Origin of the sequence: Microcoleus sp. PH2017_34_RAT_O_A, from assembly GCF_020737885.1 — a bacterium.
Lineage (GTDB): Bacteria > Cyanobacteriota > Cyanobacteriia > Cyanobacteriales > Microcoleaceae > Microcoleus.
Window position 1 is genome coordinate 46,712 of the sequence record NZ_JAEQDD010000031.1, and the last position, 20,312, is coordinate 67,023.

The window sequence follows — 20,312 nt, forward strand, 5'->3', positions numbered from 1 at the left end:
TCAGTGATTCATATTGATCAAAAAACCCACACGCTATCTGACGGTACAACAGTTATCGTCTTAGCACCGACAGGACGGTTGGACATCACGACAGCTTGGCAATTCCGCCTCAAGTTGCAAGAGTGTATTTCCAAACTCAGCCGTCATGTCGTCGTGAATCTTGGTCAGGTAAACTTTATCGATAGTTCTGGCCTGACCTCGTTGGTAGCCGGTATGCGCGATGCGGATAAAGTTAAGGGCAGTTTCCGCATTTGCAATGTTCATCCAGAAGCCAAACTGGTGTTTGAAGTGACCATGATGGATTCTGTCTTTGAAATATTTGAAACAGAAGAAGAAGCTCTAGAGGGGGTGCCGCGCGCAAGTTAAGAAAACCGGGCGGTTGAAACCGCTTCTACACAAACTTGCACGTGCCTCCGCAGGTTGAAGAAGACCGGGCGATTGAAATCGCGTCTACACAAACTTGCACGTGTCTGGTGCAGGTTAAAGACCGGGCGGTGAAAATTACGCGATCTTCTTCTTTAGTCCGCGGAGGCGGACTTTGTTTCTGTAGACGCGGTTTCAACCGCCGTCCGATCCGATTCCAAGCGTATTGGCAAATATTTCAGAAGCAAAATCCTGACGCTTGACAAATCTAAAAGGGCCCATTAAAGCTCCCCAGATAGCCTTACCTGTCGTGGGGTTTATTCCTTTGTCGTAGCTGAGAAATTCCTCGTCTGCGGCTTCAAATCCCAAGTCTACTTGGTAAGTTTGCCCATCGTAGGTAAAGCAGCAACGAGTTCCCTCCGGCAGAGATGCCCGAAATCGATAGCGGTTTGAGCCTAAATTTTGCACCGCAACCGAGAGGGTGCAGCCGGGAAGAAGTTCGACTTGCTCGCCCTTGAGTTTTGCCAGTAAGTCGGGGTTGCGACCGGCTCCTTTGACGGCTGCGATATCCTTGAACATATAATACTGAGCTTCTATAAGTTCCGGCGCTGTCTTCACGTGCCTCAGTTGCACGATGCGGGGACGGTAGGGCTTGTCTAATTCTAGAATATTGGCTTGTTCGGCAAACAGGGCAATACTCGGTTCGTCCAAGAGAGGCACGGGCAGGGGTCTTTGCCAAAAACGCAGGTGGACGTACCACGCCGGATCTGCTAGCGCTTGTTCTCGGTTGTCAAATTCGCCCGCCATGTATTGGGCTAAAGCTCTTAATTCAGGAGAAATTGTCATGTTCGTTCGATTTTTGAGGATTGGGCTTGACAATAAAATTTGATTGTGGTAAGGGTTGCCCGAAGAGGGCCGGGCAAGTCAGAAGATGGGATTTATCAGCGATCCCAGAAGAGCTATGATTGTAAAGATACTTGGCTTTTGCCATCGTATTGCGACAGATTAATTGTTGCTGCCGATCGCCCGCAAAATCTTCTTGATAAAATTTTGCCTCGCAGTCTCGGCTGCACAGTTAAAAAAACTGGCAAATTTTGCCAGCCCGATCGCCAATTTACTCCCCCGACTTTACTCATGCCGCGCTGGTCCACTTGTGGCGGCACAATTATTTATCTATAAAACTCAGGTGAACAAGAACCGTACTGTTTCAGATACTAAGCGAAGTTTCTATACGATTCACACTCGACCGATTAACTCAATTTACCGTCGAGTGGTGGAAGAGTTGATGGTAGAAATGCACTTGCTTTCGGCGAATGTCGATTTTCAATACGACCCGATTTATGCTTTGGGCGTGGTGACAGCTTTCGATCGATTCATGCTCGGGTACGCCCCAGAAGCAGACAGACTTTCGATTTTTAACGCTTTGTGCAAAGCCCTAGAAGACGATCCCGATCGCTACAAGCAAGACGCTCACAGATTGGAAAGCTTGGCCGATCGCCTTGGAGGGTCTGAGTTGCTCTCGTGGCTCGATCGCTCCACCAGCTTTGAAGATACAGGAGATTTGCAAGCGTCCTTAGGGGCGATCGCCAGCAACGCTCAATTTAAGTACAGTCGCTTATTTGCGATCGGTTTGTTCTCGCTGTTAGAAAAAGCTGACCCCGAAATGGTAAAAAACCAAGAAACTCGCAACGAGGCGATCGGCAAAATCAGTGCAGCTTTGCATTTACCTGAAGACAAAGTTAGCAAAGATTTAGATTTGTACCGCAGCAATTTGGAAAAAATGGCCCAAGCGCGAATAGTGCTTCAAGATGTCATCCAAGCTGAACGGAAAAAACGTGAAAAACGAGAAACAAAAGTTACTGCCGGCCCCTCCGCAGACTCTTCTGAGAGCAATAATTAATTGTTTGAAGTCATTAGTCATTAGTCATTAGTCATTAGTCAGAAGGAAAAGGGAATTGTTTGTTTTAGGTGGCAAACAAACAATTCCTTTAATTTTTTTTTCAATTGTGACGGATGTCTTGTGACCAAAAAGAATTGGTTTAAAGCCGGAATCCCGATCGGGAGAAATTAAAATCAGACGATTCATTACTCCAATCCCACATCCCCCTTCCTTCTGCTGTCAACTGTCAACTGTCAACTGTCAACTGTCAACTGTCAACTGTTTCTGGCTCAAAAACTAAAAATCCCGCTTTTTGAATTGAGCGGGATCGACTTAACCAAAATAGAGCTGTTGGACGTGGTACTACGGCTGCGGCTCAAAATTAACGGCATTAGCTTGCAGCCAATTGCTGAGATTTGACAGAACTTCGGTTCCAGAAGACGGCTTACCCAAAGCTGTGGGGTTTACGGGTTCAGGTCTGACCAAGTTGCGGTCGATCGCTGCGTTGACTTCTTTGGAAATCAAATCGTGAAGCTGCTCTTTAGCCCTAGCCCTTTGAAAGTGAGCTCCCTCTTCCGTCGTAGCGTACAGAGGGGGCAGCCTATTTAAAGCATAAGCCGCAATATCTCCCACATCCAGACTCTGCTCGCTGCTCGCCGCCTCAATTTCTGCCACCCTGGCGATCGCCTCGCTAAGCACCAACTCTTCCATCACATTGATGAACTGTTTGCGCGGCAGAACCACCACTTCTCCGGTCAACAAAGCTCCCATCAGGCGATCGAGAGCCATGTACTCTTCGATCGACAATTCAGAAGCCGTATTGCAGATTCGTCCCACCTCAGCTTCCATAGACGGCGTTAAATAGCCGTCTTGCAAAGCCTGTTCAACAATTTTTTCAATACTCATATATGCTTCCCGCTCAACGGCATCATTAATACAGTTTTGTTTTGTAAAGACGCAATTGCTGGCGTCTTGAGATTCGAGTTTTGAGGCTTGAGTTGAGAATTTTTGTACAAATCATAACCCAATAGTGATAACCCAGAACAGTTGTCTACACACCCCAGCCACAAACTTACCCCATAATTGACTTTTAAATTCGTCAAAATCGGTAAAAAGTCCTACTCAACTCCCTGAAGCCGCCAAGGTACCGGATCGACAGACTGCCCGTGCACGTAAAGTCCCCAGTGCAGGTGAGGGCCTGTCGAAGCCCCCGTTGACCCCAAAGCACCAATTACTTGACCCGCTTTCACGAAATCGCCTTCCTTGACATCAATCCGGCTGAGGTGCATCAAAATACTTGCTACCCCTTGACCGTGGTCGATACCAACTACATTACCGTGGATTTTAAACCCTTGCGATTCGCGTCCCACCAGAGACACGCGACCGGCAGCCGGTGCAACTACAGGGGAACCGTAAGGGCCCGCGTAATCGACGCCGCGGTGGTAGTAGTCCTTAGCAAATACCCCATTATAGTACCGACGCACGCCGTAAATAGTGGTAATTTCGCCGGAGTTGGGGCGCAACAATTTGCCATCCCAAAATTTTTGGGGTGTCACCAGTGCTTTAAACGCGTCCACGCGATCGAATTCGGCATCGGTACCTTCGGAGTCTTTCCCAGGTGGCAGCCAGATGGATTGAGTGGGAAAATCTCGATCGCGCACTTGCACATTCAACTTCTGCACTTGTCCGTCACCGGAGACTTGAACAACGCGCGCACCGGGTTTCTCCAGTGGTGTCGTCGGTAGCAGGGCCCGAAAGCGATTATTGCCGATCGGAAAAGCAGGGTAATTTTTCTGCTGTAAAGACACTTTTGGAGTTTCCCCGCCGTTACCGTCAACCTGAATAATTACCGACAGCGTATCACCCAGTTCGGGATTTGGCGGCGTCACCTGCACCTGCAAAGCTTGCACCGGCGATACCAGACTGAGAATGCTGGCAACAATTGGGCCAGTCAAAATCGCCCTGTTTATGTTTGCCTTCAATAGCCTACACTCCCAAATAGCACTCGCAACTATTTTGGCACTTTGTCCCCAGTTAGCTCGATTCGCAGTTGCTGTCATTACCGATATCCTTAACCTTTGTCTAGCTAATGTTACACAAAGTAGCTAAATTTAGCACGCTTTGACTCAAAAAGGTAAAGGACTATTAAGACTTACGCAAAGTACGCGAATGTAGCGTGAGTTAGCGGAGCGTAACGCACTATTTGTCTTATTTGTAGCGTTGGTAAGTTTTGAATATTTGACATAGCTATTAAGTAAATGCCACAGTGGTTAATCATACAGAGGTCAAAATGCCATGCCAAATGAGCAAAATCAACCTGGAGAATATGATGCCGTCCTTGGCGGTCAAAATTCAACTCCTGTCGATGCGGCGGTACTGGGAGGAATTACAGGCGTTAAAAGCCGCTTAGCCTCACCCGCTGTCGAAGTCAGAATCGCTGCACTATCTGAGGCGCTCCAATATGGAGAAGCTGGCTTAGACTTGCTTCTTCAAGGACTGAATGATAAATCGCTACAAGTAAAATTTGCGGTTTACAATTTGCTAAAAGATCGAGATGAATCAAAGATAAAATGGCAATTAAATAATTTTTTTTATACCTTTAATTTTGATGTCATCACGGTAGACCACTACAGCGGCAACGAAAATAGTCGTTGTGTTAAGTCGGCTCAAGTTTTTAATGAAGACTTAGGTGACAAACTTGCACTTCAGATGGTTTATATTCCTGGTGGCAAATTCGAGATGGGTGCGTCACATCTTGGAAGTGAGCAAAAGCCGTCGCATCAAGTAACGATTCAACCTGTCTTTATGGCGGAATATACAGTTAATCAAGCACAGTGGGAAAGGGTAATGAAAAGTAATCCCTCTCATTTTAAAGGAGCTAAACGACCTGTCGAACAAGTATCATGGGATGAAGCTATCGAATTTTGCGATCGGCTTACTCAAAAAACAGGCAATAGTTATCGTTTACCTTCAGAAGCAGAATGGGAATATGCTTGTCGCGCTGGAACGAACACAGACTTCTATTTTGGTTCGACAATTACAACGGATTTGGTTAATACTAGCTTTGATGTGCCTTATACGTCAAGTTTTCCTGCTTTCGAGGGTCTAGATACTGACTATGCTTTTATACATCGCAGTAATCAAACAACTAATAATGGGAAATTTTATCCGAATAGTTTTGGACTCTACGATATGCACGGAAATGTTTGGGAATGGTGCAGTGATTGCTACCACTCTAACTATAACGGGGCCCCCTCTGACGGAAGTTCCTGGGAAATAGGTGGATCGGAGAATCAACGGATGTTGCGTGGAGGCTCTTGGGATAGTGATAGCTCCAAGTGCTCTAGTTTGTATCGTTACTCTCTCTCGCGCGACAGCCGGAGGAATGACATTGGTTTTCGCGTTGTTATTGACCTTGTGTGAATGATTCCACACAATAGTAGGGTGCGTCGCCTTCTAAAATATGCAAATTCCAGCGAAAATGTCACAGCGACGCACCATCCAATTGTAGGGTGCGGATTCTTCTAAAATATGCAAATTCGATCGACAATCTCACAGCGACGCACCATGGAAAATAAAGTGCGATCGAACTAATTAAACCCTGTGGTGCGTCGCTTTTAGATTTTTCGATTTTTTACCGAGATTCTGGATTGCGACGCACCCTACACCTCAAAATCCCCCCCTGCTGACGTATTGCGGTAAATCGATCGCAAGTTAAGCTCGATCGCACCGCACATCTCCCAGATCCGCACCCTACAATTAGCTGGCTTGCGCCTTCGGAAGAAACATTTTTTCAACAATATTTTTCCGCAGATAAACTGTCAATGGTTTTTCGATGAAAGAGTAGAATATGCAGCCGACAACTACAGCAAACAATGCCACCATAGCCGGAGCAAAGAAACCGTCGAAATATTTTCCTAAATTTGCCTTTTGCACAATTTTTGTAGTTGCTGATATCACCGGGCTGTGGAGCAGAAATATTGAATATGAGGCATCGCCCAGGAAAATTAAAAGATAAGGAAGTCTCGGAGAATCCTTAAGGTCGATCGAAGTTGCAGCAACGATTAATATAGCTGCCAGCACTGCAAAAGTCTTGATCCGATCGAACTCAATGTTGCCCCAAGCCACAAACAGTCCTAAAATAACATATCCTAAATTTGCTATCCCAAATAATATCCATCTGTAATTAGTAATCTTATTGTTATATTTAAGCACGATATACGCAGCCAAGCCACCCAAAACAAATTCTAGATTCATATTGCCAAATACTAGATTCAGCAAGAAAAAAGCATCGGGAAATGTTACTACTTTAGAAAAATGTAGAAATGTGACAAATAGCCAAGCCGACAGCAGAGGCACAGACTGTTTAGGTTTTAGCCAGATAGCTATGCTGAACAATACATAAAAATAAATTTCGTAAACTAAAGTCCAACCTACATCGAGAATTGGCTTGCCATATTGAGGAATCAATAGCAGCGACAGAATTATCTTGTCCAAACTTAAGTCTTGAGCATTAGCAAAACCTGGAATCAGTAGAAAGAAAAACACAACTGTCAGAGTAATTATCCAGTAGATTGGGTAAATTCGCACGCAGCGCTTGACTAAAAATGATTTTAACTGGTCTTTTTTACCGATCGCCGATCGGTGAACGTAGACCATGATAAAACCGCTCAATACAAAAAAGTAATCAACACCACTCCACCCAGCCTGAAATAAATTAAAAAAAGTAACTTGATTTAATCTTTCCGTGCTCATCTGGTTGACGTGAAACATTACCACCAATAAAGCCCCAATCCCTCGATAAACTTGCAAGAGATTAAGCTTTTTGTGAGGATTTGAACTCTTTGTCATTAGAAAATACCTTGTTCAAGAGTGGCAGTTGGGCTTGCTACTCAACTATAGTCAACGCCCCCCAACATAGTCAACACATTAAACACTATAATATAACTTTACACTTTTTTCATAAAGTTGTGCAAGAAGACTTCCGACTGATTGTTGACTTAGTTCTAGTTCTCGCTGCTGCCGCAGCAGGAGGACTCTTTGCATCGTTGTTGCGACAGCCGGTAATTCTCGGATACCTCCTGGGAGGGATCGTAGTTGGGCCGGCCGGTTTGGGGCTGATTAAAGAATTAGTTCAGGTAGACACCCTGGCAGAATTTGGTGTGGCTTTTCTGTTGTTTGCTTTGGGAGTAGAGTTTTCATTCGCCGAACTAAATCGAGTTAAAGCAATTAGTCTGGGCGGGGGAGGCTTGCAAATTGTGCTGACGATCGCCATTACTACTGCAATTTCCTTGGGTGTAGGCTGGGTAGAATCCCCTGCCCAAGGGGTGTTTTTAGGGGCGATCCTGTCGCTTTCCTCGACGGCGGTTGTACTCAAATGCTTGATGGAACGCAATGAAGGCGGTACTTCCCACGGACAAGTCATGCTGGGAATCTTGGTAGTTCAAGATTTGGCTTTGGGGCTAATGCTGGCAGTTTTGCCGGCCCTCAATCAGCCCGCAGAGGCGATCGGCATGACAATAGTCTGGGCCCTGGTGCGGATCGGATTATTTGCTGCGGGTGCAGTAGTAGCGGGCATTTGGATCGTACCGCAGTTGCTGCGCTACCTCGCGAGAACAGAAAGCCGGGAACTGTTTTTGCTGGGAGTTGTGGTTTTGGCTTTAGGGATTGCGCTGCTGACAGAATATCTGGGTTTCTCGATCGAGATGGGCGCATTTGTGGCGGGTTTAATGATTTCGGAGGTGGAATATGCCGACCAAACTCTAACTTATGTCGAGCCTTTGCGAGATATTTTTGCATCCTTATTTTTTGTTACCATCGGAATGTTAATCGACCCGGTGTTTCTCTGGAACCATCTAGAGTTAATTTTGGGACTGGTATTTCTAGTATTTGTCGGCAAATTCTTGATTGTAACGCCGATCGTCCGATTATTTGGCTATCCCCTAAAAACAGCATTAATCGCAGGTTTGGGCTTAGCTCAAATCGGAGAATTTTCCTTTGTACTCGCTAGTTCTGGCCAAGCTATGGGACTGGTTTCGCGAAACGTTTACCTATTAATTTTAGGAACGACAGCAGTCACCTTGGTGCTGACGCCGTTTGTATTGAGAAGCGTGCCACAGTTATTCAAGTGGGCGGAAAATTTCGGGCCTTTGCAGCGCTATTTTGACCAAACATCTCAACCTGTCGAAATAGCTGAAACTTTGCCGGAACAAAATCATGTTGTGGTTTGTGGCTACGGGCGAGTTGGCAGAAATTTAGTCAAAGTGCTGCAAAGCCGCAACTGTTCAATTGTGGTAATCGACGAGTCGGAAAGCAGAATTCAAGAGTGCAGAGTGTCAGGAATTCCTTACATTTACGGGAATGCTGCCAGCTTGCACGTATTGGAAGCCGCCGGGGTAGAACGCGCCAAAGCAATGGCGATTACTCTTCCCGATCCGATGAGCACTCGCTTGTGTCTGAAGCGGGCTTTAGAATTAGTCCCGGATTTGGATATTGTGGTGCGCGCCAACAAAGATAAAGATATTGAACTGCTTTACCAACTGGGGGCTTGGGAAGTTGTGCAGCCGGAGTTTGAGGCTAGTTTAGAACTGTCTGCCCACTTGCTAGCTGGTATGGGTTTGTCAGCAATGGCTATTGGGCGAGATGTGCAGCAAATTCGCAGCAGCCGCTATCTGGAATTGCGGCCGGCGCGGGAACCTTTGGCGGTTTCGCGGGATTTGAAAGTGGCGGTTCGAGATCTCAACGGCGATTGGTACAACTTACCGGAGGGCTCTCCCATTGGTGGGATGACTCTGGAAGAAACTAACTTGCGGCAGTTGACAGGGGTCAGTGTGATGGCGATCGTCCGCGAAGATGGCGAGGAAATTGATTATCCTAACGGGAAGGCTGCTTTGCTGTCGGGCGATCGACTTTTGGTCGTTGGTGAACCGGAAGAACTGATCAGTTTTGAGTTGCTGGCGAAGGGCGAAGTTGCTGTCCCCGAGGGCGACAGTTCTTGTCAGTGGTTGAGGTTACCAGCCAACAGTCCTTGGGTTGGCCAAAAACTGTCAGAGGTAGATTTGCTCACTCAGTATGGGGTGCAGGTGCGGGCGATCCGCCGGGAAGGGAAGTTTACTCGCTGGCCGGATGGAACTACTGATTTGCAAGAGGGCGATCGTTTGCTGCTGTGCGGCGGCTTCTACGAGCTCGGCTTGATGCAGCGGACGGCCTCGCCTCCGCTGCCGCAACCAGCCTTAAAGCTGCCTTTTGTCACCGCCCAAGTTAGCGAAAAGCTATTTAGCGATTAGTCATGGGGCATGGGGCATCGGGCATGGGGCATCGGGCATCGGGCATCGGGCATCGGGCATCGGGCATGGGGCATTGGTGCTGTCCGCGCGATCGAACGTTATTAGTCAGACGGAAGACGGAAGAGGAAAGACGGAAGAGGGAAGCCCTGTAGGGGATGTAACGGATGTAATATCAAATCCGGTAGCATCGGAATAATATATTTCAATTATGTAGTGCGAGCGTCTCGCTCGCGATTGGTTCGCGAGCGAGACGCTCGCACTATATAACTCCGATGCACCCGGAAACGATATAACGGATGGAAGGAAGAGCGAACAGGAAAGATTTTCCCCCTCTCCCCCTCTCCCCCTCTTCTTCACGCGTTGGGTTTGAGATAAGCAATTGCCGATCGCGAGATCAGAATTTGTGTTTCTGAGGCATCGAGGAGGCAAATGCAGCTATGATCCTGCCAAAAAATTCTGCCGGCTAACAAGTCGCCAGTCATCAGTTTGATCTCTAACTGTTCTTTGTCTTTGATGTAGCTTTGTATTAAGCGAACGCTGGGCAATCCGGTCTCAAATTCAGACATACTGGGAAATGGGTAAATTGGTTATTAGTCATTAATCATTAGTCATTAGTCATCGGTCATTAGTGCTGTCCCCGATCGCGAACAGCATTAGTCATTTTTTTGCTATCAACTGTCAACTGCTTGCGGGTTCGCGTAGACGAAGGGTCAACTGCTTTACCCGATCGCCCTTCGGCTACGCGAGCGGATAAACGCAGTCGTTGGGTCAACTATTAACTGTCAACTGTCAACTGTCAACTGTCAACTGTCAACAGAGGTTTGTTTTTATGTCGATCGAGTTTGCGAAGTATCACGGACTGGGCAATGATTTTATTCTGATTGACAACCGCCACTCCTCAGAACCAGTTTTAACACCAGAACAAGCTGTGTCCATGTGCGATCGACATTTTGGGATCGGCGCAGACGGCGTGATTTTTGCTCTTCCGGGTCAAAACGGCACTGACTATACGATGCGGATTTTTAACTCCGACGGTTCGGAACCGGAAATGTGCGGCAACGGGATTCGCTGTTTGGCTAAGTTTATCGCCGATTTGGAAGGTGAGAAGGCAAAAACTGAGTATCGCATCCACACTCTGGCGGGTGTGATTAGCCCCGAATTGCGATCGGACGGTCAGGTTAAGGTGGATATGGGACTTCCCCGGTTGCTGGCTGCGGAAATTCCGACAACTTTGGCGGCGCCAGATGCCAAAGTGATAGATGTGCCGATCGAAGTTGCTGATAAATCTTGGTCTGTTACCTGTGTCAGCATGGGAAATCCTCACTGCATTACGTTTGTAGAAGATGTTTCGGCTGTGGCTTTGGAAACTCTCGGCCCTCAATTTGAACACCACCCAGCCTTCCCGCAGCGTATAAATACCGAATTTATTCAAGTGATACGACGGGACTACGTAAAAATGCGGGTGTGGGAAAGGGGCGCAGGTGTTACTCTAGCTTGTGGGACTGGTGCTTGTGCTGCTGTGGTGGCTGGGGTGTTGGTCGGAAAGTGCGATCGGACAACTGCTGTTGAACTCCCCGGTGGCGTTTTGGAAATCGAATGGGCAGAAGTTTCTGGGCGGATTTACATGACTGGGCCAGCACAGCGAGTATTTACTGGTTGTCAGTAGTCAGTTGACAGTTGTCAGTTGACAGTTGTCAGTTGACAGTTGACAGTTGACAGTTGACAGTTGACAGTTGACAGTTGACAGTTGACAGTTGACAGTTGACAGTTGTCATTGGTCATTGCTCAAAAGGAGTTTTTTGTGGAATTAACAAACAAGAAAAATTCTTAAATTCCAAATTTTTCTTTAATTCTTTAATTATCAAGAATGCTCAATGACTAATGCCTTGCGCCTTGTGAAGTCATATCAAATCCGGTAGCATCGGAATAATATATTTGAATGATGGAGCGTGCGAGCGTCTCACTCGGGAACCAATCGTTCGCTATGGACGCTTGCACTACATAATTCCGATGCAACCGAAAACGATATCATAGGCTGAAGACTAATGACTAATGACAACTGTCAACTGTCAACTGTCAACTGTCAACTATCAACTGACTAAGCCTGAATTCTCAAATCTAAAATCTAAAATTAAGTAGGTGGATGTGCATGGCTGGAGGTATTTATCTGATTCAGGACGACGACAGGCTGGTAGAAATGATGGAACAGCCCTACGACTCGGAAGACCAGTTACAAGACTTGCTTGTAACTTATCCTAATCTGATTGCCGGAGATCAAATCGATCGCGCGACGGCGCGGAAGTGGCTGTTAATTTCACGGGAATCAGTGCCCACCGATGAGGAAACTGCCGTCCAATGGTCGCTGGATCATTTGTTTCTCGACCAAAATGCAGTTCCTACTTTGGTGGATGTCAGGCGCACTCCTAATGCTGCACTCCGGCAAAAAGTTTTAGGTCAGTCGATCGACTATGCTGCTAATGCGTTGGTTTACTGGCCAATAGATTCAATTATTGCTCTGTTTGAAGCCAATTGTCGCGATCGGGGTCGCGATCCCGAACAGATTTTTGAAGAGTTTCTCGGTGCGGATGCTAATGAAGACCTATTTTGGCAGAAAGTTAAAACTAATTTGCAAGCCGGTAAAATTCGCTTAGTATTTGTAGCAGACGAGATTTCCGCTGAAATGCGCCGAGTTGTGGAATTTCTCAACGAACAAATGGACCCGCTTGAAGTTTTGGCCCTGGAAATTAAGCAATATGTAAGTGAAGATGGTTTGAAAACCTTGGTTCCCAGAGTTATCGGTCAGACAGCCGAAGCACAGCATAAAAAATCCAACGCAATGCGCGAAAGAAGGCGCTGGGATGAATCGTCATTTTTTGCGGAAATCAAAGCTAGACAAGGCGCGGACGAGGCGCAAATGGCAAGAGCTATATACCTTTGGGCAAAAAGTCAAGAACCCGAAATTCAAATCCATTGGGGAACGGGGGACACCTACGGCGGTTTCGCCGCCGGGTTGCATCACAGAGGCAGAAAACCATATCAGTTATTCACTGTAGATATTGCTGGCAGAATGGAGATTTCTGCTGACAATTACGGTTCCCAACCGCCATTTAATGCAGAAAAAAATTGGCTGGAATTGAGAAATAAGCTAAGTTCGATCGGTCTTTCGCTACCTACAGAACCGGGCGAGAGAAGGTCGCCGAGTCTGGCTTTATCTACTTTGGAAGACGAATTTGCCCTCCAGCAAGTTATGGAAACGTTCAACTGGGCGATCGAGCAAATTAAAACGTTATAGTCATTGGGAATTGGGAATTGGGAATTGGGAATTGGGCATTGGGAATTGGGAATTGGGCATTTAAATTAGACATCTCCAATAATTCTTGTGGAACAAGCATCCTGCCTGTTCAAAACTGGCTTTTCTGGAGATGTCTATTGCATATTCAGGGCAGGCGGGACACCCCACAAGATTTTGAGTCTTTTTTGATATACAATTTAAATGCAGAGCAGCTTATCACCAACAACTAACCAATAACCAATAACCAGTAACCAGTAATTAATAGCGAATGTTTGCTTGTTTCAAACGGCGCAAAGCTTCTCCCAGTCGATCGCAATCTGCAATCAAACTAACCCTCACATATCCTTCACCACCAGGCCCAAAAGCATTACCAGGAGTCACAACAACACCCGTTTGCTGCAAAACATTCAGGGCAAAATCTGTCGAACTCATGCCCTGAGTGCAAGGAACCCAAAGATACATTGCAGCCAGAGGTTTAGGAATATTCCACCCCAATTCTGCCAATCCTGCAACCATAAAATCGCGGCGAGTGCGGTAGCGTTCCTGCACTTCGTGCAAGTAACTATCTGGTAATTGCAACGCTGTTTCTGCTGCTGCTTGCAAGGCAGAAAATATGCCGTAATCTAAGTTAGTTTTTAAAGTTCGCAAACCTTGAATGATCCGGCTGTTTCCAACTACAAAACCGACTCGCCAGCCGGCCATATTGTAGGTTTTTGACATGGTGTGAAATTCAACTCCGATTTCTTTGCCGCCGGGAATTTCTAATAAACTTGTCGGTTGATAGCCGTCAAAGGCTAATTCCGCATAACACAAATCGTGAACCAACAAAATTTGATGTTTGTGTGCGAAAGCAACAATATCTTTATAAAATTCGCGGGGGGCCGTTGCTCCGGTCGGATTGCTGGGATAATTAAAGTAGAGTATTTTGGCTTGTTCGGCTACGCTGTCGGGAATGGAACCTAAGTCAATTACCCAGTCATTCTCTGGTTTGAGGATGATGTTGTGAACTTTGGCACCGGCGATGATTGGGCCGCGAAATAATACGGGATAAGCGGGACTCGGTACTAATACTAAGTCGCCGGGATTGATATAGGCGATCGCAAAATGCGCTAAACCTTCTTTAGAACCCAATAAAGGTAATGCTTCCCCTTCTGGATCGAGTTCAACATTGTAGCGGCGGCTGTACCATTTGGTAATTGTACGGCGAAAACTGGCAGTTCCTTCAAAGGGCGGATAGCCGTGATTTGCAGGATTTTGGATAGCTGCGATGGCGGCTTCTACTACCGGTTGCGGAGTCGCACCGTCGGGGTTTCCCATTCCTAAGTCTATTAAATCTAGTCCTTGTTCGCGGGCGCGGGCTTTGAGTTCGTCGAGACGGGCAAATACGTAGGGCGGTAGTTTTTGCAACCTGTCAGCAGGGCTAATCCAATCCAAAGTCATTTTTTGTGTATCAGTTATTAGTTGTTTTTCGGGTTCGTAGTAAGGACTGAAGTCCTTTCTCACACAGTTTTTTAAGGACTAAAGTCCTTACTCCAAACTGTTTTAATTATTAATTTTTAATTGTCTCACAAGTTGTGCGGTAGAAAACATCGGATTTTGCCTGGTTAGTAGTAAGGATTTCAGTGCTTTCTAGGGCAACCTTTCAAGGACTAAAGTCCTTACTACAAACTTTTTTAATTCTTGATTTTCAATTCTCCCACAGGTGCGGTGGTAGAAACCATCGCTGCCATTAATTGTTCGGGAACAACTTTAAATGGCAGTCTGTGGATGTCCGAATTGGGATGGCAGGCTATTTCGGCGGCGCGCTGCAATTGTGTGAGGCTAACGTCTCCGAGTCCTAAGTTGTCTAAAGTTTGAGGCAATCCAATCTCGGCGTAGAATTTTAGCAGTTGCTGTCTGGCGGTTGCTGCTAGTTGATTGTTTTGCAGAATTTCTTCTAGCCGCAGTTGCACTAATATGCCGTAGGCAACTTTTTCGCCGTGCAATGTGCCGTGACTTGCTAATAGATGAGTTAGGCCGTTGTGGACGGCGTGGGCGGCAACGGTGCGACACCCGGCCCCGCCAATTCCGCCGATTACTCCTGCTAGCAATACGGTGGCGTCTGTGACTTCTTGCCAGGTTTCGCTACCTGGTTCTTTGAGGGCGGCGGCTGCTTTTTGGAACAGGATATCGCGCAGGATTCTAGCTTGTTGGACGGCAGAAATTATCAGAGTTTGTTCTGAGTGTCCGCTGCTGACTGATGCTTCGTACCATTTGGCGATCGCATCTCCAATTCCTGCTACTAATGTCCGCTGCGGTGCTGTTTGAATTAAGCCGTAGTCCAGTATTAACAAATCGGGACATCTGGCTAATGTGACATCGTATTGGAACGCACCTTGTTCGGAATAAATGTTAGAAAGTGCTGTCCAAGCGGCGCAGGTGGCTGCTGATGTGGGGATGGTGACGATCGCCATTTTGCACTGATGGGCGAGGAGTTTGGCTGCATCCAAGGCTTTGCCGCCGCCGACGCCGATGATGAAGTCGGCTTTGTGGGTTTGGACGGCTGCGCGGAGGGTTTCGAGGCTGGTTTCGCTGCAATCCTTGCCGTAGGCTGTTTGCGCGGATTGTAGGGGCGATGCCCCCTGGCTCGCCCTGCCTTCGAGGATTGGTTGCAGGTAGGGTTGGGCGGCGGCGAGGGAGTTGCTACCGCCGACTATTAGGGGCCGCTTTCCGAAACGGGCGATCGCATTTCCGGCTTGTGATAGAGCGTTTTGACCGCGCAATACACAGGCGGGAGCAATTGTCAAGGAATAAATTGCAGTAGGGGTGGCGGTTTTGGTGCTTTGGGTGTGAGTCATCGAACCACTGGATAAGTGACGGGAAGGTTGACGCTTTGCAGGATTGCTGGATTTTATAGGATAACTCTAACTCGTGTTGAGCAACATGGTAACTTTTGTAAAGTTTTTATTAAGTATTGTGGTTGGGCATGGGCTGGGGGGGGTTGTAAGGGCGATCGGTATAATGAATGTACAGCACGGCGAGAATAAAACCTATGACTCAAAGTTTTCAAGACTTATCCACACAACAATTCGCTGATTTATCGGTGTTTCCTGGGACAAGTTGGGTGGTATTAGCTGAGCCTGTGCCGCAAGGATCGATTCATCGCTTGAAGATGAAGCAAGGTACAATTATTCCAGTTCATACTCATCCGGCTGATGAGTATGTATTCGTCGTTTCGGGTAGTCTTAAAACGGGCGATCGGGTGTGTGAAGCGGGATGCTTTTGGACAACCCCAAAAGGAACAAGACAAGGAGCGCATGAAGCGTTAACCGATGTAGAGTTAATCACTATTCGGCTGGGAGCAATGGGAGAATTTGAAGGAACATAACTTAGGATGAATGGATAGCTATGCAGCTAAATATCGCTAGTATATCGATATTGAGTTCTCCTAAGATATGACATTAAATTGCAGCGCAATTCCAAAAACATGGCAGTGAGCAAACCTACTATTCTGTCGATCGCTCTTTTATTAGTGCTAGGAAGTTCAATTTTCCTAAATATTCTGCTTTTGGGTCGAGCCAAACAGTATTATCGCGAACTCAATCAAACTCGTTTAGATCCTCTGGGATTGAACAACCATCCGATCGATGCCCAGCCAGTTACTAATACCAAGCAAACCCGTGTGGTTTTCTTTGGTGACTCCAGGGCCGCCAGTTGGACATCACCGAATCTCGGTGAATATGAGTTTATTAACCGGGGAATTGGTTCTCAAACCTCTGTTCAGGCGATCGAGAGATTTGCCTGCCTATCATGTGAGTTCCTTAAAACCCAAAATCGTAATTATCCAAGTTGGTGTCAACGATCTGAAAACCATTCCCTTGTTTCCTGAAAGCAGAAATGCGATCGTTGCCAATTGTCAAGCAAATATTAAACGAATTGTCGAAGAATCTAAGAATCTAGGTGCAGTAGTAATCGTGACTACTATTTTCCCAGTCGGAGAAGTGCCACTAGAACGCAAGCCTTTTTGGTCTGATGATATAAGTCGGGCAATTAAAGAAGTCAATACTTACATCGCTACATTAGCTGGAGAGAAAATCATAGTGTTCGATACATTCCCTATTCTTGGCGATAGTCAGGGAATGATATTACCGAAATATAGAAGCGATGAACTACACTTGAACGAACAAGGGTATGAAATTCTCAATCAGAATTTGTCGCAACTGCTCAATACAATGGAACAGAAGAAAGTACAGAAATAGAAAATGTATAAAATTTCATTTTTGACACAGAAACAATATATTAGTTAATGAGAGCCACAAAAATATGCCATACAGTCAATTCACAACCATCAGCAAGGTTAAAGAAGCCTTCAATTTAACCACAGTAGAAGGAATCAGATTTCTCCCTAAAATTGCCCCCATCCAACCCAGTATTAGTCTGGCGGCAACTCTGGAAGAAACCTTGCCACTTGCTGTAGCTACAGGCAGCGAAAAAGCCAGATCGGAGCTAATTATTAGCCCTGTGCTTGTAGAGGTTCGCCGCATTGTCAACCGTCAAATTAGTCTGTTCTCTGGGGAAGATTTCAACGTAGACGAATCTCTGGGATTGAATGGACGCTGCGACTTTTTGATCAGTTGTTCCACAGAACAATTAGCAATTGAAGCACCCGCCATTATTATTGTAGAGGCAAAACAGGCAGATTTAAAAACAGGAATTGGTCAGTGTGTTGCAGAAATGGTGGCGGCACAGAAATTTAATGAAGCTAAACAAAAACCTTTACCTACCCTCTATGGTTGTGTTACTAATGGTCTCCAATGGCAATTTCTTCAGCTTATTGGAAACGAAGTAACCATCGACCTGAATATTTACTCCTTACCGCCAGTAGAGCAAATTTTGGGTTTTTTAGTTTGGATGGTAAGGTTTGAGAATTGAGATTTTTGACGGATAAATCAAATAGAGTTTTCAACTTGTGCAGAACTTTTTGCGAATCCTGCCAAAAAACAGTAAATACTGTTTACGAATTGCTCAATTATTTTGACTTAGGCTATTAGTTGCATTTAAACTTATTATCAAAATGGGAAAGAAGAAATCTCTTAATGCGAAACGGCTCAAAAGAAATCAGGTTCAGGAATTAATAGAATCTGAGGGAAGACTGCATGAGGAGTTTACAAAGTTCTTTGAGGAGACATATAGCACTGGATACAAGAATCAGCCTCAAATTTATGAGTTATCAAATGATAGATTTCTATTTGTTTTCGATCCCAAAGGATTTTCAATTCCTGGTAGAGGAGATATTTACTCTAAAGAATATTTTGTGAGGAAAATTCGATGGACACAGAAGGTGAGGGATGACTATGCTAATAACCGGGGTAATTCTGTAAGTCATTGGATATATTTTTCAAAAAACAAATTACAGCTTGTTAACAAGGTTGATGAATTGATTAATGAGTTAACAATTTATTTAGATATTTTGGATGAGGAGTTGGATTATTCATACAAAAGTTTAGACATTGTATCTAGCAAGGCTGAAAGTTATGGATTTGAAAAACTTCAAGCTGATTTATACGATAATCTAGTTGCCTATGTAGGAGAGGTTATACGACGCAGAGTAAAAGGTGATTGGGTTATTAGAGAAGATTATCCAGGTTGTGAATACCCTACTATTCAAGTGAATAATGGCGTACTTATGCCTATTAATGTGGTGTGGCAAGAGCTAGGTAGGCTTGAATCAATAAATCTACGGCAAGAAGCTGCTAATGAAATAAGACGATTTTCACTCAGATATCGGTAGATGTCAAATTTTACTAGATTTAGATATGTTGCGCTGCTTAACATTTATTTGATGTCTTTTGCGGCGCTGTTTTAATTAAGCCGTAGTCGAGTATCAATAAATCGGGACATCTGGCTAATGTGACATCGTAAGTGACTGGAAGGTTGACGCTTTGCAGGATTGCTGGATTTTAGAGGATAACTCTAACTCGTGTTGGGCAACATGGTAACTTTTGTAAAGTTTTTATTAAGTATTGTGGTTGGGCCTGGGTTGAGGGAGTTGTAAGGGCGATCGCTTTATCATTAAAATTGAGGCTTAACATACAAATCCCAAACTCGTTTCACTACTTCTGCATCTGCTTGAGAAATTTGTCCGATTTTCGCCAGCAACAAAGACTTTTCCAAACAATCTAATCTAGATAAACGCACTGTTGAAGCAATACGCAAACCGCTGGCTTGCCAATCATTAAGAAATACATCAGTTTGGCTGCGGGGTTTTGCAGAGGTGACGGCTGCTGCTACCACATCCTCGCCATCCAACCACAATAAAAGTATGGGACGTTTTTTAGAGCCTGCGCCACCTGTAAAGGGAATATTTGCTACCCAAAAATCACCCGATTCAATAGTCATCATAAAGTCCTTCGTCTTCGGGTGCGTAGCTGTTCAAAAAAGCCTCGTGGCTGCGAGTAATAGCTGAGTCAATTAAAGATTCTTCGCCATCAAGTACCGAAAACTCCGTTAATTCAGGATAAGTCAAAAAATCTTCGGCTGTAGCTGCTATATATGGTGCTAGTATTTTATGGCGTTCTGCGATCGGCAACCTAGCAATTTCTGTAAGTGAGAGCTTGAGAGTAGGTGCGGTTGTTGGCGAATTGTTAGACTCAGAACTTTCGCTGGATAACTGCTTTTTCTGTGACGCTTTTTGCACGAGGAATTGTACAAAGTCGAGGACTTCTTCTTGTTTCTCAGTTGGCAACTGTCGCAGATTCTCTAACACGGCTTGCTCAAAATTGATTGTTTCTGACATTTCAATTACCTTCCTTAAGCGTTGATCGGTTTATTTATCACGCAGCCAAGTTTTGTAGTTCCATGTTTGCAAATCACGCCGATCACAATTTCGATCGCTAAAATCCTATCCCATCAGCAGTTATATACAGTCATCCAGCATTTCATAATCATCCAAGCAATTAGAGGCTGTATTCATAAAACTTAGTAAACATCATCATGAGAGCCAAGAGTCAGCAGTAAAATCTCTGCTTCATCTGTATCTGAATTATGAACAAATTTAAACACAATTCGATTGCTATAGTCAATGGAACAAGACCATCTATCCGATAAATCTCCTTTGAGTTTATGAGTCCGTAAAGTAGGAGCAAATGGCTCTTCAGCAAGTTGTTGTAATGTTTGCTCAACTAAAGAGCGCAATTGCGGATTTTGGCGAACTAAACGCTTGAGCGCACGAGTAAAGGCTGAACTCCAAATTAAAGTTTTCACTCATCTAACTCCGCCATCAAGTCGGCAACTGTACCTCGACGCACATTGCCTATTTCATAATCTTTTTCTGACTCGGCAACTGCTTTCAATAGTTCATCGCGATGCTGTTGCTTAAGACGGTTTTGAATGATATCGATCAGCATATTCTGCTCTTCAGGCGAGAGAGCTTCTACGGTATCTATTGCTTTTTGAAAAATAGAAGTCTTTTCAGCTTGAGTCATGTTTAGGTTAAGGTTGCAATCAGTCTATT

At 45.3% G+C, this 20,312-nt stretch carries 24 protein-coding genes; 11 read left to right on the forward strand and 13 right to left on the reverse strand.

Annotated elements, in window-relative coordinates:
- The first annotated feature begins 3 nt into the window (after window positions 1-3).
- Entirely contained in the window at window positions 4-366 is a 363-nt protein-coding gene (locus JGK11_RS12735; RefSeq protein WP_106149243.1) for an STAS domain-containing protein, read from the forward strand.
- Between the two features lie 192 nt (window positions 367-558).
- Here JGK11_RS12735 and JGK11_RS12740 read toward each other — a convergent pair whose 3' ends face one another.
- Both JGK11_RS12740 and JGK11_RS12745 read right to left on the reverse strand, forming a co-directional pair.
- On the reverse strand, window positions 559-1,209 hold the full coding sequence (locus tag JGK11_RS12740; protein ID WP_293185345.1) for a chromophore lyase CpcT/CpeT: 651 nt from the start codon (window positions 1,207-1,209) through the stop codon (window positions 559-561).
- Window positions 1,210-1,322: 113 nt separating this feature from the next.
- A complete protein-coding gene (locus JGK11_RS12745) occupies window positions 1,323-1,526 on the reverse strand; it encodes a hypothetical protein (protein WP_293211927.1) in 204 nt (67 codons plus the stop codon).
- A 23-nt stretch (window positions 1,527-1,549) separates the two neighbouring features.
- Between JGK11_RS12745 and psb29 the strand changes: the two genes are divergently transcribed.
- Complete coding sequence (gene psb29 / locus JGK11_RS12750) at window positions 1,550-2,263, forward strand: photosystem II biogenesis protein Psp29 (RefSeq protein WP_293185349.1); 714 nt, start codon at window positions 1,550-1,552, stop codon at window positions 2,261-2,263.
- A 342-nt stretch (window positions 2,264-2,605) separates the two neighbouring features.
- On the opposite strand, the gene JGK11_RS12755 is transcribed toward psb29, so the two are convergent.
- Window positions 2,606-3,148, reverse strand: coding sequence for a late competence development ComFB family protein (locus tag JGK11_RS12755; RefSeq protein ID WP_293185350.1), 543 nt, complete (start codon window positions 3,146-3,148; stop codon window positions 2,606-2,608).
- A 212-nt stretch (window positions 3,149-3,360) separates the two neighbouring features.
- Entirely contained in the window at window positions 3,361-4,302 is a 942-nt protein-coding gene (locus tag JGK11_RS12760; RefSeq protein WP_293211930.1) for a M23 family metallopeptidase, read from the reverse strand.
- 235 nt (window positions 4,303-4,537) lie between these two features.
- Here JGK11_RS12760 and JGK11_RS12765 point away from each other — a divergent pair, with 235 nt between their 5' ends.
- Window positions 4,538-5,665, forward strand: coding sequence for a formylglycine-generating enzyme family protein (locus tag JGK11_RS12765; protein WP_293191945.1), 1,128 nt, complete (start codon window positions 4,538-4,540; stop codon window positions 5,663-5,665).
- Window positions 5,666-6,001: 336 nt separating this feature from the next.
- On the opposite strand, the gene JGK11_RS12770 is transcribed toward JGK11_RS12765, so the two are convergent.
- Window positions 6,002-7,093: an acyltransferase gene (locus tag JGK11_RS12770; RefSeq protein WP_293183659.1), complete on the reverse strand. Its 1,092-nt coding sequence runs from the start codon at window positions 7,091-7,093 to the stop codon at window positions 6,002-6,004.
- A 119-nt stretch (window positions 7,094-7,212) separates the two neighbouring features.
- On the opposite strand from JGK11_RS12770, the gene JGK11_RS12775 reads away from it, so the two are divergent.
- Both JGK11_RS12775 and JGK11_RS12780 read left to right on the forward strand, forming a co-directional pair.
- Window positions 7,213-9,528, forward strand: a complete 2,316-nt coding sequence (locus tag JGK11_RS12775; protein WP_293183661.1) for a cation:proton antiporter — start codon at window positions 7,213-7,215, stop codon at window positions 9,526-9,528.
- Between the two features lie 2 nt (window positions 9,529-9,530).
- Complete coding sequence (locus JGK11_RS12780; RefSeq protein ID WP_293206932.1) at window positions 9,531-9,680, forward strand: hypothetical protein; 150 nt, start codon at window positions 9,531-9,533, stop codon at window positions 9,678-9,680.
- Window positions 9,681-9,881: 201 nt separating this feature from the next.
- On the opposite strand, the gene JGK11_RS12785 is transcribed toward JGK11_RS12780, so the two are convergent.
- A complete protein-coding gene (locus tag JGK11_RS12785; RefSeq protein ID WP_293183666.1) occupies window positions 9,882-10,094 on the reverse strand; it encodes an RNA-binding protein hfq in 213 nt (70 codons plus the stop codon).
- Window positions 10,095-10,153: 59 nt separating this feature from the next.
- Window positions 10,154-10,300 carry a hypothetical protein gene (locus JGK11_RS12790; RefSeq protein WP_293183669.1) on the reverse strand — a complete coding sequence of 49 codons (147 nt, stop codon included), beginning with the start codon at window positions 10,298-10,300 and terminating at the stop codon, window positions 10,154-10,156.
- A gap of 57 nt (window positions 10,301-10,357) precedes the next feature.
- On the opposite strand from JGK11_RS12790, the gene dapF reads away from it, so the two are divergent.
- Window positions 10,358-11,194 carry a diaminopimelate epimerase gene (dapF, locus tag JGK11_RS12795; RefSeq protein ID WP_293183672.1) on the forward strand — a complete coding sequence of 279 codons (837 nt, stop codon included), beginning with the start codon at window positions 10,358-10,360 and terminating at the stop codon, window positions 11,192-11,194.
- A gap of 483 nt (window positions 11,195-11,677) precedes the next feature.
- The gene (locus JGK11_RS12800) at window positions 11,678-12,820 is read left to right on the forward strand and encodes a hypothetical protein (RefSeq protein ID WP_293196276.1); all 1,143 of its coding nucleotides are present in this window, start codon (window positions 11,678-11,680) and stop codon (window positions 12,818-12,820) included.
- Window positions 12,821-13,078: 258 nt separating this feature from the next.
- Here the strand turns inward: JGK11_RS12800 and JGK11_RS12805 are convergent, their stop codons facing one another.
- Both JGK11_RS12805 and JGK11_RS12810 read right to left on the reverse strand, forming a co-directional pair.
- Window positions 13,079-14,260, reverse strand: coding sequence for an aspartate aminotransferase (locus tag JGK11_RS12805; RefSeq protein ID WP_293183762.1), 1,182 nt, complete (start codon window positions 14,258-14,260; stop codon window positions 13,079-13,081).
- A gap of 233 nt (window positions 14,261-14,493) precedes the next feature.
- Window positions 14,494-15,657, reverse strand: a complete 1,164-nt coding sequence (locus JGK11_RS12810; protein ID WP_293183676.1) for an iron-containing alcohol dehydrogenase family protein — start codon at window positions 15,655-15,657, stop codon at window positions 14,494-14,496.
- 194 nt (window positions 15,658-15,851) lie between these two features.
- Between JGK11_RS12810 and JGK11_RS12815 the strand changes: the two genes are divergently transcribed.
- From JGK11_RS12815 to JGK11_RS12830, 4 genes are all read left to right on the forward strand, one after another.
- Window positions 15,852-16,187 carry a DUF4437 domain-containing protein gene (locus tag JGK11_RS12815; protein WP_293183678.1) on the forward strand — a complete coding sequence of 112 codons (336 nt, stop codon included), beginning with the start codon at window positions 15,852-15,854 and terminating at the stop codon, window positions 16,185-16,187.
- Between the two features lie 259 nt (window positions 16,188-16,446).
- The gene (locus JGK11_RS12820) at window positions 16,447-17,058 is read left to right on the forward strand and encodes an SGNH/GDSL hydrolase family protein (protein ID WP_293211933.1); all 612 of its coding nucleotides are present in this window, start codon (window positions 16,447-16,449) and stop codon (window positions 17,056-17,058) included.
- 64 nt (window positions 17,059-17,122) lie between these two features.
- A complete protein-coding gene (locus JGK11_RS12825) occupies window positions 17,123-17,731 on the forward strand; it encodes a hypothetical protein (RefSeq protein WP_293183682.1) in 609 nt (202 codons plus the stop codon).
- A gap of 142 nt (window positions 17,732-17,873) precedes the next feature.
- On the forward strand, window positions 17,874-18,590 hold the full coding sequence (locus tag JGK11_RS12830) for a hypothetical protein (protein WP_293183684.1): 717 nt from the start codon (window positions 17,874-17,876) through the stop codon (window positions 18,588-18,590).
- 281 nt (window positions 18,591-18,871) lie between these two features.
- On the opposite strand, the gene JGK11_RS12835 is transcribed toward JGK11_RS12830, so the two are convergent.
- The 4 genes from JGK11_RS12835 to JGK11_RS12850 all read right to left on the reverse strand — a co-directional run bounded on the left by JGK11_RS12835 (window position 18,872) and on the right by JGK11_RS12850 (window position 20,283).
- Window positions 18,872-19,201 carry a type II toxin-antitoxin system PemK/MazF family toxin gene (locus JGK11_RS12835; protein ID WP_293183686.1) on the reverse strand — a complete coding sequence of 110 codons (330 nt, stop codon included), beginning with the start codon at window positions 19,199-19,201 and terminating at the stop codon, window positions 18,872-18,874.
- Window positions 19,188-19,595, reverse strand: a complete 408-nt coding sequence (locus JGK11_RS12840) for a DUF2281 domain-containing protein (RefSeq protein ID WP_293183688.1) — start codon at window positions 19,593-19,595, stop codon at window positions 19,188-19,190. Before JGK11_RS12840 ends, JGK11_RS12835 begins: the two co-directional genes overlap by 14 nt.
- A 182-nt stretch (window positions 19,596-19,777) precedes the next feature.
- Entirely contained in the window at window positions 19,778-20,062 is a 285-nt protein-coding gene (locus tag JGK11_RS12845; protein WP_293183690.1) for a type II toxin-antitoxin system mRNA interferase toxin, RelE/StbE family, read from the reverse strand.
- Window positions 20,059-20,283 carry a hypothetical protein gene (locus JGK11_RS12850; protein ID WP_293183692.1) on the reverse strand — a complete coding sequence of 75 codons (225 nt, stop codon included), beginning with the start codon at window positions 20,281-20,283 and terminating at the stop codon, window positions 20,059-20,061. Before JGK11_RS12850 ends, JGK11_RS12845 begins: the two co-directional genes overlap by 4 nt.
- Between the last annotated feature and the right edge of the window lie 29 nt (window positions 20,284-20,312).

What these genes read in the sequence shown, in the direction of transcription:
- JGK11_RS12740 (WP_293185345.1), bottom strand. Translation starts at nt 1,209, where the DNA reads ATGACAATTTCTCCTGAATTAAGAGCTTTAGCCCAATACATGGCGGGC.
- JGK11_RS12755 (WP_293185350.1), bottom strand. Translation starts at nt 3,148, where the DNA reads ATGAGTATTGAAAAAATTGTTGAACAGGCTTTGCAAGACGGCTATTTA.
- JGK11_RS12760 (WP_293211930.1), bottom strand. Translation starts at nt 4,302, where the DNA reads ATGACAGCAACTGCGAATCGAGCTAACTGGGGACAAAGTGCCAAAATA.
- JGK11_RS12765 (WP_293191945.1), top strand. Translation starts at nt 4,538, where the DNA reads ATGCCAAATGAGCAAAATCAACCTGGAGAATATGATGCCGTCCTTGGC.
- JGK11_RS12770 (WP_293183659.1), bottom strand. Translation starts at nt 7,093, where the DNA reads ATGACAAAGAGTTCAAATCCTCACAAAAAGCTTAATCTCTTGCAAGTT.
- JGK11_RS12780 (WP_293206932.1), top strand. Translation starts at nt 9,531, where the DNA reads ATGGGGCATGGGGCATCGGGCATGGGGCATCGGGCATCGGGCATCGGG.
- JGK11_RS12785 (WP_293183666.1), bottom strand. Translation starts at nt 10,094, where the DNA reads ATGTCTGAATTTGAGACCGGATTGCCCAGCGTTCGCTTAATACAAAGC.
- dapF (WP_293183672.1), top strand. Translation starts at nt 10,358, where the DNA reads ATGTCGATCGAGTTTGCGAAGTATCACGGACTGGGCAATGATTTTATT.
- JGK11_RS12800 (WP_293196276.1), top strand. Translation starts at nt 11,678, where the DNA reads ATGGCTGGAGGTATTTATCTGATTCAGGACGACGACAGGCTGGTAGAA.
- JGK11_RS12805 (WP_293183762.1), bottom strand. Translation starts at nt 14,260, where the DNA reads ATGACTTTGGATTGGATTAGCCCTGCTGACAGGTTGCAAAAACTACCG.
- JGK11_RS12810 (WP_293183676.1), bottom strand. Translation starts at nt 15,657, where the DNA reads ATGACTCACACCCAAAGCACCAAAACCGCCACCCCTACTGCAATTTAT.
- JGK11_RS12815 (WP_293183678.1), top strand. Translation starts at nt 15,852, where the DNA reads ATGACTCAAAGTTTTCAAGACTTATCCACACAACAATTCGCTGATTTA.
- JGK11_RS12820 (WP_293211933.1), top strand. Translation starts at nt 16,447, where the DNA reads ATGCCCAGCCAGTTACTAATACCAAGCAAACCCGTGTGGTTTTCTTTG.
- JGK11_RS12825 (WP_293183682.1), top strand. Translation starts at nt 17,123, where the DNA reads ATGCCATACAGTCAATTCACAACCATCAGCAAGGTTAAAGAAGCCTTC.
- JGK11_RS12830 (WP_293183684.1), top strand. Translation starts at nt 17,874, where the DNA reads ATGGGAAAGAAGAAATCTCTTAATGCGAAACGGCTCAAAAGAAATCAG.
- JGK11_RS12835 (WP_293183686.1), bottom strand. Translation starts at nt 19,201, where the DNA reads ATGATGACTATTGAATCGGGTGATTTTTGGGTAGCAAATATTCCCTTT.
- JGK11_RS12840 (WP_293183688.1), bottom strand. Translation starts at nt 19,595, where the DNA reads ATGTCAGAAACAATCAATTTTGAGCAAGCCGTGTTAGAGAATCTGCGA.
- JGK11_RS12850 (WP_293183692.1), bottom strand. Translation starts at nt 20,283, where the DNA reads ATGACTCAAGCTGAAAAGACTTCTATTTTTCAAAAAGCAATAGATACC.